Source organism: Pseudomonas umsongensis (genome assembly GCF_002236105.1).
Taxonomy (GTDB): domain Bacteria; phylum Pseudomonadota; class Gammaproteobacteria; order Pseudomonadales; family Pseudomonadaceae; genus Aquipseudomonas; species Aquipseudomonas umsongensis.
This window is the reverse complement of record NZ_NIWU01000005.1, coordinates 244,432-260,825: the sequence shown is the minus strand read 5'-3', so window position 1 is coordinate 260,825 and position 16,394 is coordinate 244,432. Positions and strand designations below refer to the sequence as shown.

Annotated in this window: 13 protein-coding genes and 2 pseudogenes; 3 read left to right on the top strand and 12 right to left on the bottom strand. The window is 54.3% G+C overall.

The annotated features are described in order from the left end of the window. Positions 1 to 18: 18 nt before the first annotated feature. Positions 19 to 888: a helix-turn-helix domain-containing protein gene (locus PSUM_RS23405; protein WP_225441954.1), complete on the bottom strand. Its 870-nt coding sequence runs from the start codon at positions 886 to 888 to the stop codon at positions 19 to 21. Positions 889 to 1,133: 245 nt separating this feature from the next. Here PSUM_RS23405 and PSUM_RS23400 point away from each other — a divergent pair, with 245 nt between their 5' ends. Then, positions 1,134 to 1,898, top strand: a complete 765-nt coding sequence (locus PSUM_RS23400) for an SDR family NAD(P)-dependent oxidoreductase (RefSeq protein WP_083349620.1) — start codon at positions 1,134 to 1,136, stop codon at positions 1,896 to 1,898. Positions 1,899 to 2,013: 115 nt separating this feature from the next. Here the strand turns inward: PSUM_RS23400 and PSUM_RS23395 are convergent. Continuing rightward, positions 2,014 to 2,484: pseudogene (locus tag PSUM_RS23395) on the bottom strand (diguanylate cyclase domain-containing protein); the annotation flags it as partial. A gap of 311 nt (positions 2,485 to 2,795) precedes the next feature. Here PSUM_RS23395 and PSUM_RS23390 point away from each other — a divergent pair. Continuing rightward, positions 2,796 to 4,538, top strand: a complete 1,743-nt coding sequence (locus PSUM_RS23390) for a P-loop NTPase fold protein (RefSeq protein WP_083349619.1) — start codon at positions 2,796 to 2,798, stop codon at positions 4,536 to 4,538. A gap of 41 nt (positions 4,539 to 4,579) precedes the next feature. Here the strand turns inward: PSUM_RS23390 and PSUM_RS23385 are convergent, their stop codons facing one another. From PSUM_RS23385 to PSUM_RS23365, 5 genes and pseudogenes are all read right to left on the bottom strand, one after another. Then, the gene (locus tag PSUM_RS23385; protein ID WP_083349618.1) at positions 4,580 to 5,713 is read right to left on the bottom strand and encodes a beta family protein; all 1,134 of its coding nucleotides are present in this window, start codon (positions 5,711 to 5,713) and stop codon (positions 4,580 to 4,582) included. Positions 5,714 to 5,724: 11 nt separating this feature from the next. After that, positions 5,725 to 6,936: an ImmA/IrrE family metallo-endopeptidase gene (locus tag PSUM_RS23380; protein WP_083349617.1), complete on the bottom strand. Its 1,212-nt coding sequence runs from the start codon at positions 6,934 to 6,936 to the stop codon at positions 5,725 to 5,727. After that, entirely contained in the window at positions 6,933 to 7,256 is a 324-nt protein-coding gene (locus tag PSUM_RS23375) for a type II toxin-antitoxin system HigB family toxin (protein WP_169840448.1), read from the bottom strand. Before PSUM_RS23375 ends, PSUM_RS23380 begins: the two co-directional genes overlap by 4 nt. Positions 7,257 to 7,498: 242 nt before the next feature. Then, positions 7,499 to 8,842, bottom strand: a pseudogene (locus tag PSUM_RS23370) (EAL domain-containing protein); the annotation flags it as partial. 133 nt (positions 8,843 to 8,975) lie between these two features. Continuing rightward, positions 8,976 to 11,057: a carboxy terminal-processing peptidase gene (locus PSUM_RS23365; RefSeq protein WP_162276367.1), complete on the bottom strand. Its 2,082-nt coding sequence runs from the start codon at positions 11,055 to 11,057 to the stop codon at positions 8,976 to 8,978. 139 nt (positions 11,058 to 11,196) lie between these two features. Between PSUM_RS23365 and PSUM_RS23360 the strand changes: the two genes are divergently transcribed. Next, entirely contained in the window at positions 11,197 to 12,159 is a 963-nt protein-coding gene (locus PSUM_RS23360) for a zinc-binding dehydrogenase (protein WP_020796790.1), read from the top strand. 100 nt (positions 12,160 to 12,259) lie between these two features. On the opposite strand, the gene PSUM_RS23355 is transcribed toward PSUM_RS23360, so the two are convergent. From PSUM_RS23355 to PSUM_RS23335, 5 genes are read right to left on the bottom strand one after another with little or no spacing between them, the layout of a single operon-like run. Continuing rightward, on the bottom strand, positions 12,260 to 12,913 hold the full coding sequence (locus PSUM_RS23355; RefSeq protein WP_020796791.1) for an HAD family hydrolase: 654 nt from the start codon (positions 12,911 to 12,913) through the stop codon (positions 12,260 to 12,262). A gap of 34 nt (positions 12,914 to 12,947) precedes the next feature. Continuing rightward, positions 12,948 to 13,937, bottom strand: coding sequence for an ABC transporter ATP-binding protein (locus tag PSUM_RS23350; protein WP_020796792.1), 990 nt, complete (start codon positions 13,935 to 13,937; stop codon positions 12,948 to 12,950). Beyond that, on the bottom strand, positions 13,934 to 14,734 hold the full coding sequence (locus tag PSUM_RS23345; protein ID WP_020796793.1) for an ABC transporter permease: 801 nt from the start codon (positions 14,732 to 14,734) through the stop codon (positions 13,934 to 13,936). The genes PSUM_RS23350 and PSUM_RS23345 overlap by 4 nt, the downstream gene beginning before the upstream one ends. After that, positions 14,721 to 15,557, bottom strand: a complete 837-nt coding sequence (locus tag PSUM_RS23340; RefSeq protein WP_162276379.1) for an ABC transporter permease — start codon at positions 15,555 to 15,557, stop codon at positions 14,721 to 14,723. The genes PSUM_RS23345 and PSUM_RS23340 overlap by 14 nt, the downstream gene beginning before the upstream one ends. Positions 15,558 to 15,562: 5 nt before the next feature. After that, positions 15,563 to 16,369, bottom strand: a complete 807-nt coding sequence (locus tag PSUM_RS23335) for an alkaline phosphatase family protein (protein WP_020796795.1) — start codon at positions 16,367 to 16,369, stop codon at positions 15,563 to 15,565. Positions 16,370 to 16,394: the final 25 nt, after the last annotated feature.

The following is a 16,394-nucleotide window of genomic DNA, read 5'->3' as shown; positions in this document are numbered from 1 at the left end:
GCGAACTTGTAGGGCATGTCACGCTTGGCGGAAAGCGCTGGGCGTGACACCCACCTCACGACGAAAAACCTGGGAGAAATGGCTGGGGCTGGAATAACCCACTTCCAATCCAACATCAATAATGCTGCGATCGGTCTCAAGCAGCAGATGGCGGGCGCGACTCATGCGCAGACGGATGAAGTACTGCGATGGCGCCAGCCCGGTGGCGCGTTTGAACATCCGACTGAAGTGATACTCGCTCAGTTCGGCGATATCAGCCAAGTGCGCAAGGCGGAATTCATCGGCCAGATGCTCGTTCATCGCATCGATGACGCGTCGCAACTTGTAAGCCTGTAGTGCATTACTGCGTCGGGGAGCGCTGTGCAGATCGAGATAACGGCGTATCAGGTGAACGGTCAGCGCCTGAGCCAGGCTGTGTACGAACAACAGGCTGGGCTCAGGTTCCTCGATCAACTCCAGGCGCAACTGATCAAGCATGAAATTCACGCGCTCATCCCGGGCACCGGAGACATCGAGGAAAGTCACCGAAGCAGTGTGCTCGCCCAGAAGATCACGGGCAGCCTGGTCGATCAGTGGAAGGCCGAGGTAGAGATGCATCACTTCGAAGGTGTCACCCCCGATTGTCTGCCAGCGCATCTCGTAAGGCTCGCTTGTATTGGTGAGAAAGAAGTCGCCAGCCTGCACCTGGACGGCTGTCCATGTGCCACCGAGGGAGCGTTCTTCGACCCTGGCCGTTCCAGCCAGGACCAATACCAGCAGAGGCTCCACCACGGCAGGCACCAGGATCGGCTCGACGGTGCTCTGATGGCTGAACAACTGCACCACCACATCCGGCATCTGCGGGAGCCGCGGCACCACCTGCGGTGTTCCCGGCAGATGGCGTGGCATCGATTCGGCCGTGATGCGCTGTGCATCGAGCGGCGTCAGGTCTTCATAGTCGTGCGGATGCACTGGCGGCTCCATCGAAAAAGCTGGGGGCGGTATTAACGTTAGCGCAAAACTCCGACAGCTTCGGCAAGCCTGCGAAAGCTCAATCCAGCCCATTGCGAGACAGTGAAGCCGTCGATAACGACAGCACCTCACGGGCGCTGAGCCGCTGAATATCTCGGTGGCTTGCAATGCAGGAGAGCACCATGACTGAGATCAACCACAGCATCCCCAACGAAGTCGAAGGCAAAGTCGCGCTGGTCACCGGCGCTGCCAGTGGCATCGGCAAGGCTATCGCACTGTTGCTGCATGCGCGCGGCGCCAAGGTCATCGCTGAAGACCGCAATCCCAGCGTCGAAGAACTCGCCCGCCCCGGGTTAGTGCCACTGGTGGCCGATATCACCGAAGACGGCGTCGCCGAGCGCGCAGTCGGATTGGCCGTCGAGACGTTCGGTCGGCTGGACATTCTGGTCAACAACGCCGGGATCATCATCAACAAGTTGGTCATCGACATGACCCGCGAAGACTGGGAGCGCATCCAGGCGGTCAACGCAACCGCGGCCTTCCTGCATTGCCGCGAAGCGGTCAAGGCGATGATGCCCAATAAATCGGGAGCGATAGTCAACATTGCCTCTTACGCAGCCTATTTCGCATTCCCAACCATTGCCGCTTACACCGCATCAAAAGGCGCACTGGCCCAGTTGACCCGCACGTTGGCGCTCGAGGCAATCGAGCATGGCATTCGAGTCAATGCCATCGGCGTCGGCGACGTGGTGACCAACATCCTCAACGACGTGGTTGACGACGGTCCCGGCTTCCTGGCCCGGCATGGCGAAGCCGCTCCCATTGGCCGTGCCGCGCAGCCTGAGGAAATCGCCGAAGTGGTGGCATTTCTCGCCTCGGACCGCGCGAGCTTCATCGTCGGCTCCGTGGTCATGGCCGACGGTGGCATGACTGTCACCGCTGGTTGATGGGGTGACCTGACAGTCTGAGCACTGAAGCAATGAGCAGCCTGCGCAGGTCATGGTGACCAAGCATGCTGGTAAATCCGCTGAACTCGTGGTCAGGTCAACTGCAGACGGCTGGTCAAGTGGAGTGCGATGGCGCCATCAACCATTCACTCCCTCGCCCCGTCCCCTCCAGGCTATCCATCACATGCACGCTATACCCCGGCACATCCTTGGCGTGATGCTTGGCCTGCGAGGCCATTTCCGCCAACCGGCTGGCATCGAGATGTGCGCAGGCCTGTGGGTGTAGATGCACCACGCCGACCGACAGTGACAACAATGGGAATTCCTGGCGCGTGCCCTGGCGGTTGGGGGCGATGAAGCAGCCGGCTTCCAGGTGTTCGCTGCGGTAGAAACGTCGGCACTGACCCTGGAAGTCCTCCAGCAGTTGGTTCAAGCGCTTGCGCCAGTCGTCCGGGCCCAGCACCAGCAGGAAGTCATCGCCGCCAATGTGGCCGACGAAATCTCGGGACGGATCGATGCGATCATTCAGGCATTGCGCCAGGCACAACAGCACTTCATCGCCACGGCCGTAGCCGTAGATGTCGTTTACGGCCCTGTGAAAAATTTGTACAAAACGCTCCCGTACAGCTTGTTGAGGGGGTTCACTGTTTACAGGCAGGATTCATTTGTCGAGGTCGAGAACCCTATCGAATTCAATGCAAGGCGTCCCTTGGTCTAGGTTTTTTTCATGACTAGATAATCGTCAATTACTCTATATTGGCTTAATATAGTTTTCGTTTTAATAGCGTTGCGATAGATTCTCATTGTCGGAGGCATTGAGTTTTTTTTCTAATATAAGTTTATGTATGTCGCGAGATTTTTTGGATTTTTTAAATAAATTTATTGCAAGGTGGCTATATGTCTGTTCAGCAGGTTAAATCTGCATTGGAGATGTTCATATCTGAGCCTAACTCGAGAGCTGTTGTTTTAAAAGGCGAGTGGGGCACTGGGAAAACATACCTTTGGAATATGTTGCTAAAGCAGAAAAAAGAGTCAATATCTCGAAAAAAATACGCTTATGTGTCGCTTTTTGGATTAAGTAATTTAGTCGATTTAAAGCGGGCGATTTTTGAGAATGTTGTCTCTAGTGAAAATGCTGATACTAATGGAGACTTCAAAAGCCTGATTGGGAATTTAGCAGGTGTAGGGCAAGCCTTAGAGAGAGCTGTAAGGAAAGGTGTAAAGGTTACTACTGATGCGGCTTCAATACCGTTTGTAAAGGGATTGGGAGGTGTCGTCGATGCTATCTCTTTCGCAAGTGTCTCTGATACTCTGATTTGTATTGATGATTATGAACGAAGAAATTCAGGTCTATCTGGCAAGGAGGTTCTGGGACTTATTTCTTATCTGGTGGAGAATAAAAACTGCAGTGTTATTTTGGTATTGAATCACTCTCAATTAAGTATTGGGTTGGACGAATATTTCCAGTTTAACGAAAAAGTATTTGATTATGAAATCGAGTTTGCTCCTACTCCAGACGAAGCTGCGAATTTGGTTTTTAATGTGGGCGATGAGTATGAGCATAGGCTGCTGACAAACTCTATAGCCCTTAAAATTTCCAATATCAGAATTCTCAAGAAGATTCTTTATTTTTCAAAATCTCTTGCCTCTGTGATACGTAATTACCCAGAGCCGATAGTCACGCAAGTGTTACATACTCTTACATTGGCCGTTTGGTCAATTTACTCCAGTGACCCCCAGCGTGTAATGATAGGTGCAATTAAGGAGTTGGGGGGTAGTGGTTTTGAGGCTTATTTCTCAAATAAAGATGACTCGCCGGATGCTGCAATTAAAAATAAAGTTTCAATTTTTTTAAAAGAATATGGTTTTTCGAACTGTGATGAATTAGATATTGCCATCATTTCTTTGGTGGAGAAAGGTTATTTAGATGCTGGTGAGATAAGTAAGCTGGCTGAGGAGCTGGCAGCAAAAGTAGAGCATAATAAAGATATACAGATGCTTAGAGGTGCGTGGTCTGTGTATAGGTGTTCTTTTAAAGATGATGAGGATGAGTTGATTGCGTCTTTTGAAAGTGCGTTAAAGGTTTGTTTGAATAAAATGTCCTTCATGGATTTGGATTCAGTATGTGAGGCTTATAGAGGGTTGGAGCGTAACGAAAGAGCTACGCAGATTGTCGATGAGTACATGCTGGGGTTGACGCAGCAAGGTACGGTAATTGATAAGCGAAGCCTGTATAGATGGCCGAAAGATAAGTATCTTTCAGATGCATTGAATGCATATATTGAAGAGTCAAAAGCTGAGAAGGGGTTCGCGGATTACATCCTGCCTTATGTTGGGACAAATGGTCTAAATAGTGAGGACTACTTAAAGCTTTCTCAGGCTCCGGTTGAAAGTTTTTATGATTTTTTTTCGAATGCTAAAGACGAGGCATTACACTCTTGGGTCTTATATTGTTTGGAGTTCGGCTCTATTCGAGCCTCTGAAGATGTGTCGCAGGTAGCTTTTAGGAATATTTTTCTGAAGTCTTACGAGGCAATACTGAAAATACGCGGCGAGTCGTTGCTAAATAAGATGCGAACAGATACTTATATGAGCTATCAAACAATTTATGAGGCACTGAAAGAACAAAATGCTCCTTAGAAAAAATTAGGCCCGGCAAAAAAATGTCGGGCCTATTTTGATCATGCTTTTTCTGTTCTGGAAACTGTCGCTGCAAGTTGGCTGGTAAATTCATAGATTTCGGTGGTGATGGAGCTGATGTGGTGATTAGTATCGATTGATATCCATGTGGTCGGGCTGCCAACAAATTTGCCTTGGCTGCACTCCATTATACGGAGGTCTCCCCAACTGAAGTTAGCACCCATATAGTGATGCGAATCAACGATTGCTTTTGCCAAAACGTTGTTTTGAGCTGTTTTGTTATCCTGTCTTAACGAATGTCCTCTGGCTATGAAATAGCTGTTTTCAATCGTGTAACGTATTTTTCCGTTCATATCTGGTGCGATAATGTTCTCCGCTGCCCTTGGATTGCGGACACCATAGTCGCCAAAATACAAGCTAGCATTTGGGAATGCTTGCAAAAAACCTTTCCAAGCCAGAATTTCCTTTCTGAATATAGTTCCAGAAGAATCTTTTGTTTTTACGGCTAAATTCACCGATGCTGGAATGGAGCTGCCAATTGCTATTATGTAAGTGAATCCTAATGAACGCATATGTTCGTAAGCATGCTGTATTGTTTCTATCGCATCGCTTACAGATTTATTTGAAATATCCGCTAAGTCGATTATTACAGGGGTAGACGCTGGATCTAATCCGGTCTCGACGGTAATATCTTCCAGTATTTCATTAAAGTAGTCAGGGTCGAGCATGTCTTCAAGAGCGACACTGTCTAAGCGAATGCTAAAGAATTGGCCTTCTATAAGATTAATCGACTTTATTGCCTCTTTGTATTCTACAATGTCCCAGCGATCATATCCTATGATCGGACAAGGGATAACGCCTCGTGCAGCGAGCTGATCGATGCTGTAGTTTAAAATATGCTCACCTGTTTCCACTGTGAAATTCGCCGGCCATTGAAAAATGTCAATCATGACCAGTTTCTTTGGAGTGGCTTTTGACACGGCAAGAGAGCATTTTTCAACATACTCTTTGAAAGGAGTATTTGTACGCTTCATAGCCGTTTCTAACTGCTTACCACCTAATTTCGCAAGTTCGATAATCGGCGTGGTGCGAGCAAGAACACTGGGCGAAAGTTTGCTCAGGGCTTCTAGTTCGCCTTTTTTTGCTTTCAAAATTGGAAAGTATTGATTGTTCATCACAAGGTACCTTAAGGTTCAGATCTGAAAAGTTTTCTCACTTCGCCTTGTCCGACGAGGTCAGAAAACAGATTATAGTTGCCGCTTTCTTGCCTTAATCTTCCAGCGATTATTGCTGGGTGTATTCTCAAGTCCTGAGAGAGCTGTAGGATGGTTTCTTTACTAGGACTCAAATAAGCCTCAGATCTTTTCCATATGGCTCTTGGGATGAAAGTCTCACGGGCTATTCTATTGGCTTCGGCTTCTCTCCTATCATCAGATGGTGCTTCTAAATCATCGAGTATTGCTTCAGAGTTGTCCTCCACATGTTTCCATATGTGAGCAACTTCATGTATTAGTGTAAACCAGAAATTATCTATTCTATCGTATCTTAAAGTTAGGCCAATTATAGGTGTGCCATCACTATCTTGTAAGGCCGCTCCATCTAGCATTGTTCCTTTAAGGTGAGGTTCTATAATTACGGATACTCCTATTTCCTCCAGCAAATTAACCGCTAGCAGAGGGCCATTTTCATATCTGCTTAAATGTGATAGTTCTTTGATGAAGCTGTTGTCTATTGAGTCTTTTTTATAGTTTGTATTTTTACGTGTTGCACGAGATTTTTGGATGATTCGGGCTATCCATGCGTAAAGCGTGTAATGGGTCGTTGGTGTTGCAGCTTCACCTTTGAGCGTTCTTCTGAATGAAGCTCCGCTTACTTGTAAACCCATTTCAGATATAAAGTTTTTAACTATGTCTTCTGCGGTGATCTTTGCTTTTTCGGTTGCTTTTAGAATCCAACCTCTTGTCACCATTTCAGTGAACGGGAATTTTTTCCAGTCTATGCTTTCTTTATTTGAGGAACTTTCTATTTCGGACAGCCCGATTAAAGTGTCTGTTGATATTCCTAACCCTATTGCGAGTGCTCTTATCATTGGGACTGTAAGAGGTCGTTTTCGTGAAAGTATCTCAGATACGCGGCTTCTAGTGCCGAAGTATGGAACTAGGTCTGCTTGTTTTAAGCCTTTTTCTTCCATCCTAAATAGGATGGCGTCGATAGGGTCAGGACTCTCTACAGGATATTTTTGTTTTTCATAATCTTCAATAAGTATGGAGAGCAATTCAAGCTCGTCACTTTCTTTAGTGCCCGGCTTGGGCATCGAGTGAACCAGTTGTTGTACTTTTTCAAAGTACGCTTGGTACTGTTGTTCAGTACGGATAATTTTTGCTTCTAAAATATTCATAGCTTTTTAATCGGAGCAGTGATGATGGCAATGCCTTGAGCGAAGGCAATCGTCAGTTCAATAAAGTAACGGGAAGAGCAAACACAGAACGAAAAGTGTCCTTCCTTTACTTTTTGAGCATTAGGATATTGTTCAATCAATTCATCGGGGCTTTTCCAGTTGGCATTAGCGATCTCGCTGACCCAGCTGGAAATCCATTTATCGATTTGCTCGCTTTTCCCTTTCAAGGGAAGGAGCTTGTCACGCCCTAGCAGTCTCATGATCACGTATTTTTGTTCCCAATTTGGGAACAAATTACTCTTGGTTCGATAGGCCGTCAAGCGTTTGTTCCCAAATTGGGAACACGATTCATGCCTCATAGATCATGAGATTTTAAGCGAGTGCTTGTTCTGGAGGTGAACCTTTCGGTCCCTAGCTTGCTGGGGGGCTTGGTCTATCCATCGCTTCAGATTTTTTGTTTCTTCGGCACAAGATCATAGCTCTGCTGAATCAGCCCCGCGACGAGGTGAATCATCTGGTTAGCCGTCTCCGGCTCGTCACGCATTTGTTTGTACAAAACGCTTCCGTTCATCTCGTTGAAGGGTTTGAAGCTGTCGATGTCCACGTAGCAGATCAGCGATTCGCGTTGCTGTTGCAGCAGGCGGGTCAGGCATTGCTGGATGGGTACGTTGCCCGGCAGCAGGGTCAGGGGGTTGGCGTAGCGCGCTTGCTGGATTTTCAGTTCGGTGATCAGCTTGAGCACGTCGATCACCCGGCCCAGGCCCAGGTAATTGCCATCGAGGGTGATGATGAAGTCTTCTTCGATGCGTTGCCGGGCGCGGCTGGTGATCAACCGGCTGACTTGCTGCAGCGACTGGCCCAGCTCGACGGCGAGGAAGTCGTCGCTCATCAGGCGGCTGATCGGTTTGCGGGCGAACAGGTCGGTGGCAAACGGCTTGAGCAGGGCATCCGAAAGCGAATGGCGATGGACGATACCGCAAGGCTGGCCTTGTTCATCCAGCACCGCCAGCGAGTTCAGGTTGGCCTGGCGACGGAAGGCTTCGAGCACGGTGGCGGTCGGGGTGTGGCGGGCCACCGCGGGCTGGTCGTTGAGCAGGGCACTCAGGTCGCTGCCGTCTTCGCCCAGCGCCACGGCGCTGCTGTCGCGCCTGGGCATCAAGGTGCGGGCATCGCGCGGTGGATGTTCCTGTGGCCGGCAGAGAAGATAGCCCTGGACCAGGTCGACGCCCATTTCGGTCAGTACCGCCAGTTCTTCCGGCAATTCGATGCCTTCGGCGATCACCTGTGCCCGCGAGGCGTTGGCAATTTGCAGGATCGAGCCAACGAACTCGCGCTTGAGGGCATCCTGGTGAATGCCGTCGATGAAATGTCGGTCGATCTTCACGTAGTCGGGACGTAGTTCGGACCACAGGCGCAAGCTGGAGTAACCCGCGCCCAGATCGTCCAGCGCAATGGAAAACCCCATGGCCCGGTAATGATGCAGGGCGGTGTGCAGCAGCTGGAAGTCGTCGGTGGGGGTCTGCTCGGTGAGTTCGATGACCACCTGGTTCGGTTTAATGCCGAAATCCTGCAGCAACTGCAAGGTGCGACCGGGCTGGTGGGCGGCTTCGAGCAAGGATTCCGGGGAGACGTTGAGGAACAGTTTGCCGGGTAGCTGTTGTTCGTTGAAGCGCCGGCACGCGCTCTGTCGGCAGGCGATTTCCAGTTCGCTGAGGCGACCCGCCTGGCGGGCGACGGCGAACAGGGCGACAGGAGAGTGCAACGGACTATTGGAGGGGCCGCGGCTCAGGGCTTCGTAGCCCAGGATGCGTCGCTCGGAGAGGCTGATGATGGGTTGGAACAGGCTGTGCAAACCGCTTTGAGCCAGGATTGAACTCAAGGCACTCAGCTGTTCGGTTGTGGTCATGGCGATCTCTGGCGAAAAAAAAGGACCGGGCGTGCTCTTGGTTAAAAGAGGCGCTACCGGTCCGTTATTTCACGACAGAAGGATGACTATTTGATGACGCTCCGGGGAGCGTCAGCATTAAATTGCCATCAGCTTAGTGCTTGGCTACCGCCGTATTGAGCTTCAAGTAATCCAGCAGGATGCGCCCGGTCTCGCTCAGGTAGGCGTCGTCTTCCGGCTTGGTCTTGTCGTCCTCGGCCGCGATAGCGTCTTCGTCTTCTTTCTTCAGCTCCTTGAGCGGCTCTTCGCCCTTGGCCTTGCGGCGGATATTCTCCATGGCAAGCTGCTTGGCTTCGATATCGGCGTGCTGGGCACGACGCTCGGCCTCATTGAGGCTGACGGTTTTTTCCGTCATCAGTTTTTGCGCCAGGGCCAGTTTGTCACGGATGAACACGAACTCCGCGTCCTTGGCCGTGCGTACGTCATGCTCGGACTTGAGCTGGGTGATGTACGGTTTGAACGGGTCGACCGCAGGCTTGATCGCCGCACGGATGGTGTCCCACGGCATGGCTTCGGGCAGGGCGCTTTCGCCGATTTCCTTGGTATCGATGATCGACGGGTAATCGATGTCCGGCAGTACGCCCTGATGCTGGGTGCTCTGTCCGGAAACCCGGTAGAACTTGGCCAGGGTCAGCTTGAGCTCACCATGGTTCAGCGGCTGGATGGTCTGCACGGTGCCTTTGCCGAAGGTCTGGCCGCCGATGATCAGTGCGCGGTGGTAGTCCTGCATGGCGCCAGCGAAAATTTCCGAAGCCGAGGCGGACAGGCGGTTGACCAGCAATGCCATAGGGCCTTTGTAGAAGGCGCCCGGGTTTTCATCTTCCAGGACGTCGACACGACCATCGGCGTTACGCACGAGTACGGTCGGGCCTTTGTCGATGAACAGGCTGGTCAGCTCGGTGGCTTCCTGCAAGGAGCCACCGCCGTTGTTGCGCAGGTCGATGACCACGCCGTCGACCTTGTCCTTTTGCAACTCCGTCAGCAGCTTCTTGACGTCGCGGGTGGTGCTCTTGTAATCCGGATCGCCGGCACGGAACGCCTTGAAGTCCAGGTAGAAAGCCGGGATCTCGATGACGCCGAGCTTGTAGTCCTTGCCATCCTGCTTGAGATTGAGCACCGACTTCTTCACCGCCTGGTCTTCGAGCTTCACCGCTTCGCGAGTGATCGGCACGATCTTGCTGGTCTGGTCGTTCGGTGCATTGCTGGCCGGAATCACTTCCAGGCGCACGATGGTGCCTTTGGGGCCGCGGATCAGCTTGACCACTTCGTCCAGGCGCCAGCCGACCACGTCGACCATCTCTTTGTTGCCCTGGGCAACGCCGATGATCTTGTCGGCCGGTGCGACTTGCTTGGTCTTGTCCGCCGGGCCCGCAGGCACCAGGCGCACGACCTTGACTTGATCGTTATCGCTCTGCAATACGGCGCCGATGCCCTCTAGGGACAGGCTCATGTTGATGTCGAAGTTTTCCGCGTTATCCGGCGACAGATAGTTGGTGTGCGGGTCGTAGGACATGGCGAAGGTGTTGATGTACGCCTGGAAGATGTCTTCCGCGCGGGTTTGGTCCAGGCGCGCCAGCTGGTTCTTGTAGCGCTTGGTCAGGGTTTCCTGGATTTGCTTGGAATCCTTGCCGGCGATCTTCTGCCGCAGCACTTCGTCCTTGACGCGTTTGCGCCACAGGTCGTCGAGTTCCGCGGTGGATTTGAGCCAAGGGGCATCCTTGCGGTCGATCAGCAAGGTTTCCTTGCTGGTGAAGTCGATCTTGTCGACGCCTTTGTTCAGCTCGGCAAGGGCAAAGTCCAGGCGCGATTTGACGCGGTCCAGGTAGCGCTTGTAGATGGTGAACCCGGCGTTGAGGTCGCCGCTCTTGAGGAAGTCGTCGAACTGGGTCTTCCACTTGTCGAATTCGGCGATGTCGCTGGCCATGAAGTAGCTGCGCGACGGGTCGAGCAATTTCAGGTAGCTGTCGTAGATGATCACCGAGCGCGCGTCATCGAGCGGCGGCTTGCTGTAGTGGTGGCGCTTGAGCAACTCCACGACGTTCAGACTGGCGATGACTTCGTCACGGTCGGGCTGAAGCTTGTCCCAGCTGTTGGCTGCGAAAGTATTGCCGGACATCGGCAGCAGGCCGATACCGATGAAAAGGGCGAGGGCAGTGCTGGGGAACAAACGCTTCATGTTGATTCGACGCGGGGACAATTGATAACGCATATTAGGCCGTCTTTGAAGTCGCCGGTTCCACATGGGCCGGTCGCATAATGCAAAAAGCCCGGTGCTACAAGCTTCGGGCTCAGTCCAGACTCACTATGGAGGCACTGTGAAAGCATTGCAAGGCGTTGACGGTCAAGTGGTGTGGGTTGAAGAGCCCAGTCCTGCGTGTGATGTAGGGCAAGTTCGTATTCGAGTGGCGGCAGCAGGTCTCAATCGTGCCGACTTGTTGCAGAAGGCCGGTCTTTATCCGCCACCGCCGGGTGCCAGCCAAGTGCTTGGTCTAGAGTGTTCGGGGGTGATCAGCGAGGTCGGACCGGGATCGTCCTGGCAGGTGGGCGATCGGGTTTGCGCCTTGCTGGCCGGGGGCGGGATGGCCCAGGAGGTGGTGGTCGACGGGCGGCACGTGTTGCCGGTTCCCGACGAAATGTCGTTGGCGGAAGCGGCCGCGTTGCCGGAAGTCTACGCAACCGTCTGGTTGAACTTGTTTCAGCTTGCGCATCTCAAGCCCGGTGAAAAAGTGCTGTTGCACGCCGGAGCGAGTGGAATCGGTTCAGCTGCCATTCAGCTGTGCAAGGCGTTCGGCAATCCGTGCTGGGTCAGTGTCGGCTCTGCTGAGCGCCTGGCCTATTGCGAAGCGCTCGGCGCCCAGGGCGGTGTGGTGCGCACTGACGAACTGGACAGCCTGCGCGACTTGGGGCCATTCGACGTCGTCCTCGATCCGGTGGGCGGCAACTACGCAGCGTTGAACCTGAAACTGATGGCGACTGATGGCCGTTGGGTGCTGATCGGTCTGATGGGCGGCCGCGAGGCCACGCTCGACCTGGCGCAGGTGCTGGCCAAGCGTGTGCAGTTGCTGGGCTCGACCCTGCGCAGCCGCGATGATCAGTTCAAGGCGGATCTGTTCAGCGATCTGCGCCAGCACGTCTGGCCGCTGTTTGCGGATAAACGCTTGAGCCCGCAACTGGCCAAGGCTTTCCCGATCAAGGACGCCGAAGCGGCGTTTGCCGAGTTGGCGAGTAACAAGGTGGCGGGGAAGTTGGTGTTGGTGATTGACGAAAGCCTGCTCTGATACCGATCGTTCCTACGCTCTGCGTGGGAATGCCTCGTCGGACGCTCTGCGTCCCGGGCTGCATTCCCACGCGGAGCGTGGGAATGATCAGGGCGAGGTACTATTTCCAGGTGTGGATTGGCCAGCCGGCCTTTTGCGCCTGCTCAAGCAACACCGGGTCGGGGTTCACCACGTGCGGGTAATCGACCTTCAGCAACAACGGCAAATCATTGCGTGAGTCCGAGTAGAAACTCGCGCCTTCCAGGTTTTCCTCTTCGGCATCCAGCCACTCCAGCAACCGGGTGATCTTGCCTTCGCGGTAGGTCAGGGTGCCGACGGTCTTGCCGGTATAGGCCCCGTGTGCCACTTCCAGTTCGATACCCAGGATTTCATCGATGCCCAGGCGTTCGGCAATCGGCTTGACCAAATGGACGCCCGAGGCCGAGATCACCAGGATCCGGTCGCCGGCCTTGCGGTGGGCGGCGATGGTTTTGGTGGCGTCGCTGAAGATGATCGGTTCGATAAAGTCTTCCACCCAAGGGCCGACCAAGTGCTCGACTTCTGCGGGAGTTCGGCCGATCAAGGGTTCCAGGCTGAAGGCCATGTAGTCCTCCATGGCCAGGTGCCCCCTGCCGTAGGCGTCCATCAATTCCTTGTCGCGACGCAGGAAGGATTCGCCGTCGACCCAGCCGAGGCGGACCATTTGTTCGCTCCACAACGAGGCGCAGTCGCCGTGGATCAGGGTTTCGTCCAGATCAAAAATTGCCAGGGCCATCAGTGCAGTTCTCTCTTCAACTTCAGCAAGGGCATCAGGCTACCTCACGCAGGGCCGTCGGATCGATGGAAAGCGCCAGGCGCTGACCATCGGGATGCAGGTCGGACGCCGAGCGGTTGAGCACATCCACCACCAGTTCCACGCCGCGGGCTTCGATCCGGTAGCGAATCACGTTGCCCAGCAGGCTGTGGCTGCGCACCTGGGCGTCGAGATCGCCGTCGAGGCTCAGTTCGATGGCCTCCGGGCGAATGGCGATGCGGTGCTTGATCGGCCGTTGCAACAGCTTCGACGCGCTGTCGGCGTCCAGCAAATTGTAGTTGCCGATGAAACCGGCGGCGAAAACGTCCACCGGTGCGGTGTAAAGGGTTTCAGCGTCACCGCTTTGTACGATCTTTCCCTGGTTCATCAGGAAAATGCGGTCGGACATCGTCAGCGCTTCTTCCTGATCGTGAGTGACGAAGATGGTGGTCAGGCCCAGTTCGCGCTGGATCTGACGGATTTGTTCGCGCAGGTGCTTGCGAATCCGCGCATCCAGGGCTGACAGCGGTTCGTCCAGCAGCAACAGCCTGGGCCGGGTTACCAGCGAACGGGCGAGGGCGACGCGCTGGCATTGGCCGCCGGACAACTGATGCGGATAACGGGCGGCAAAATCTTGCAGCTCCACCAGTTTCAATACTTCTGCGACACGCTTCTGGCTGTCGTCAGCGTTGACTTTCTGCATGCGTAAACCGAAGGCGACATTCTGCTCAACGGTCATGTTGGGGAACAGCGCGTAACTCTGGAACACCATGCCGATCCCGCGTTTTTGCGGGCTTAACGGCACGATATCGACGCCATCGAGCAGGATCTTGCCGCCATCGACCGATGTCAGCCCGGCGATGCAGCGCAGCAACGTGGACTTGCCGCAACCGGACGGGCCCAGCAGGGTAACGAACTCGCCTTTCTGGATTTCGCAGTTGATGTCGCTGAATACCGTGGTGCCCGAGTAGTTTTTCTGCAGATGTTGGACGCTGACATAGCTCATTCGCTTTTGTCCCTGTTCAAGATATTGGCAATCCAGGTCAAGACCAGCACAAAGAGGAAGTAGGAAATCACCAGCGCACTGGTGAAGTGACCGCTACTGTTGCGCATGTTGTTGAGATAAACCTGCAGGGTTTCGTAGCGAGTGCCGACGAGGATGTTAGCGAACACGAACTCACCGAACAGGAACGAGAACGACAGCAGCAGCGCCACCATCAAGCCTTTGCGCAGGTTCGGCAGCACGACCAGGAATGCAGCCTGGAAGGTGCTCGCGCCGAGCAACTGGGCGGCGTCCATCAGGTCGCGCAGGTTGATTGCTTGCAGGTTGTTGGTGATGGCGCGGTACATGAACGGCAGCGCTACGGTGAAATAACAGCCGATCAGGATCCATGGCGTGCCGACCATCGCAAACGGCCCGGAGCCATAGAGCTGCAAAAGCCCCACCGATGACACCACGGGCGGTACGGCAAAGGGCAGCAGGATCAGGATGTTCATCAGCGCATCGAGTTTGGGGAAGTGGTAATGCACCACGAACAGCAGCGGCAGGATCAGCACGACCGCCAGGATCAGCGCACCGACACAAACCAGCAGTGACTGGCCGAAAGCGCTCAGGAAGCGCGGATCGCTCCACAGCTGCGCATACCATTTGATACTGAAACCGCTGGGTAGAATGGTGGCCGACCAACTGCTGGAAATCGAATAGACAAAGGTGCCGATCAGCGGCAGCAGCATGATTGCAAACAGCAGGTAGACCACCACCCGATGGTAGATGCCGGCAGCCCCTAATTCAGCGCGAGACATGGTAGCTCCTCTTCAACAGCAGTTGATGGACGATGGTCACCAGGGTCATCAATGCCACCAGCACCACGGCCAGGGCACTGGCCAGGTTCGGGTCCAGGGAAATATCGCCCGACACCATCGCGGCGATCCGGATCGTCAGCACGTTGAAGTTGCCGGTAGTCAGGGCGTACACCGTGGCGTAGGCGCCGAGGGCGTTGGCCAGCAGGATCACGAAGGTGCCGAGCAGGGCCGGAGTCAGCACCGGCAGGCCGATGTGGCGCCAGAACTGCCAGCCGTTGGCACCGAGCAACGCGGCGGATTCGCGCCAGTCTTCGCGCAGCGCATCGAAGGCGGGGTACAGCAGCAACACGCCCAGGGGAATCTGGAAGTAGGTGTAGAGAATGATCAGCCCGGTTTTCGAGTACAGGTTGAAGTCCTGAATGATCCCGGCCTGCTTGAGCATGATGGTGAAGCTGCCGTTGAAGCCCAGCAAAATGATGAAGGCGAACGCCAACGGTACCCCGGAGAAGTTACTGGTCATGTTGGCAAAGGCATTGACGAAATTACGCAGCCTGGAGTCGACGCGGCGCAAGGAATAGGCGCCAAGTACGGCAATGATGATGCCGAACACGCTGGACCAGAAACTGATTTCGAGGCTGTACCGGATCGCCTGCAGGTAGAATTTCGAGTTGAAGATTTTGGTGAAATTGGCCAGGCCCCAGCCGAACTCTTCCGATTGCAGGCTGTTGATCATCACCCAGAACAGCGGCGCGAGTTGGAACACGAAGAAAAACAGCGCGAAAGGTATCAGGCAAAAGGCTGCCAGCCATTTGCCGCGGGTCATGGCGTTCACTTGAGTAGCTCCCGGCAGATCGGCTTGTCGTGGGGGACACCCAGTAATTCGCACACGGTGCCGCACAGTTCTGTTTGCTTGGGTGTGGCGCCGGCATTGAAACTGAAGGCGTCGCCGAGGACGAACAGCGGCACTTCACGCTCCTCGGGTAGCAAGCCGTTATGGGAGCGGTCACTGTTCATGCCGTGGTCAGCGGTCACCAGCACCTGATACCCGGCGTCGAGCCAGCCTTGCAGGTAGTCGGCGATGATGATGTCCGCCGAGCGCGCGCTGTTGCGGTACTGCGAGGTGTCGAGGCCGTGCTTGTGCCCGGCGTCGTCGATGTTCATCGGGTGCACCAGCAGGAAATTCGGTGCGTGGCGCAGGCGCAGGTTTTCGGCGTCGGCGAACAGGTGTGAGTCGGGGTAGTGGTCGTTCCAGTAGAAGTGCCCGTGCTGGATTGGCAGGCTTGGGTCGTCGGTATGGCGATCCCGGGCCGCCACGAACGGCGATCGGTTATACAACTCACTGACCCAGTGATAGGCCGCGGCGGCGGTTTTCAGGCCGGCAGCGGTGGCGTAGTGATAAATGCTGCGCTGGTTGGACAGGCGCGAGACGTTGTTGTGAACGATGCCGCTGTCGATCGGCGTGACGCCGGTGAGGATGCATTCGTAGAGCGGTCGGGACAAGGCCGGCAGCTCGCATTCCAGCTTGTAGAGTGCGGCGCGTCCTGCGCCGACGTAGGCCTGCAGGTGCCCCATGGCGTGACGGGCGACCTCGTAGTTTAGGCCGTCGAGCACGACAAGGATGACGTTGTGTTTCATGGGGGCAAAACTCCGTGGATGTTCT

Excerpts from the sequence above, each read along its gene's own strand:
- PSUM_RS23405 (WP_225441954.1), bottom strand. The coding sequence starts at position 888 with ATGCCACGCCATCTGCCGGGAACACCGCAGGTGGTGCCGCGGCTCCCG.
- PSUM_RS23400 (WP_083349620.1), top strand. The coding sequence starts at position 1,134 with ATGACTGAGATCAACCACAGCATCCCCAACGAAGTCGAAGGCAAAGTC.
- PSUM_RS23390 (WP_083349619.1), top strand. The coding sequence starts at position 2,796 with ATGTCTGTTCAGCAGGTTAAATCTGCATTGGAGATGTTCATATCTGAG.
- PSUM_RS23385 (WP_083349618.1), bottom strand. The coding sequence starts at position 5,713 with ATGAACAATCAATACTTTCCAATTTTGAAAGCAAAAAAAGGCGAACTA.
- PSUM_RS23380 (WP_083349617.1), bottom strand. The coding sequence starts at position 6,936 with ATGAATATTTTAGAAGCAAAAATTATCCGTACTGAACAACAGTACCAA.
- PSUM_RS23365 (WP_162276367.1), bottom strand. The coding sequence starts at position 11,057 with ATGAAGCGTTTGTTCCCCAGCACTGCCCTCGCCCTTTTCATCGGTATC.
- PSUM_RS23355 (WP_020796791.1), bottom strand. The coding sequence starts at position 12,913 with ATGGCCCTGGCAATTTTTGATCTGGACGAAACCCTGATCCACGGCGAC.
- PSUM_RS23350 (WP_020796792.1), bottom strand. The coding sequence starts at position 13,937 with ATGAGCTATGTCAGCGTCCAACATCTGCAGAAAAACTACTCGGGCACC.
- PSUM_RS23345 (WP_020796793.1), bottom strand. The coding sequence starts at position 14,734 with ATGTCTCGCGCTGAATTAGGGGCTGCCGGCATCTACCATCGGGTGGTG.
- PSUM_RS23340 (WP_162276379.1), bottom strand. The coding sequence starts at position 15,557 with ATGACCCGCGGCAAATGGCTGGCAGCCTTTTGCCTGATACCTTTCGCG.
- PSUM_RS23335 (WP_020796795.1), bottom strand. The coding sequence starts at position 16,369 with ATGAAACACAACGTCATCCTTGTCGTGCTCGACGGCCTAAACTACGAG.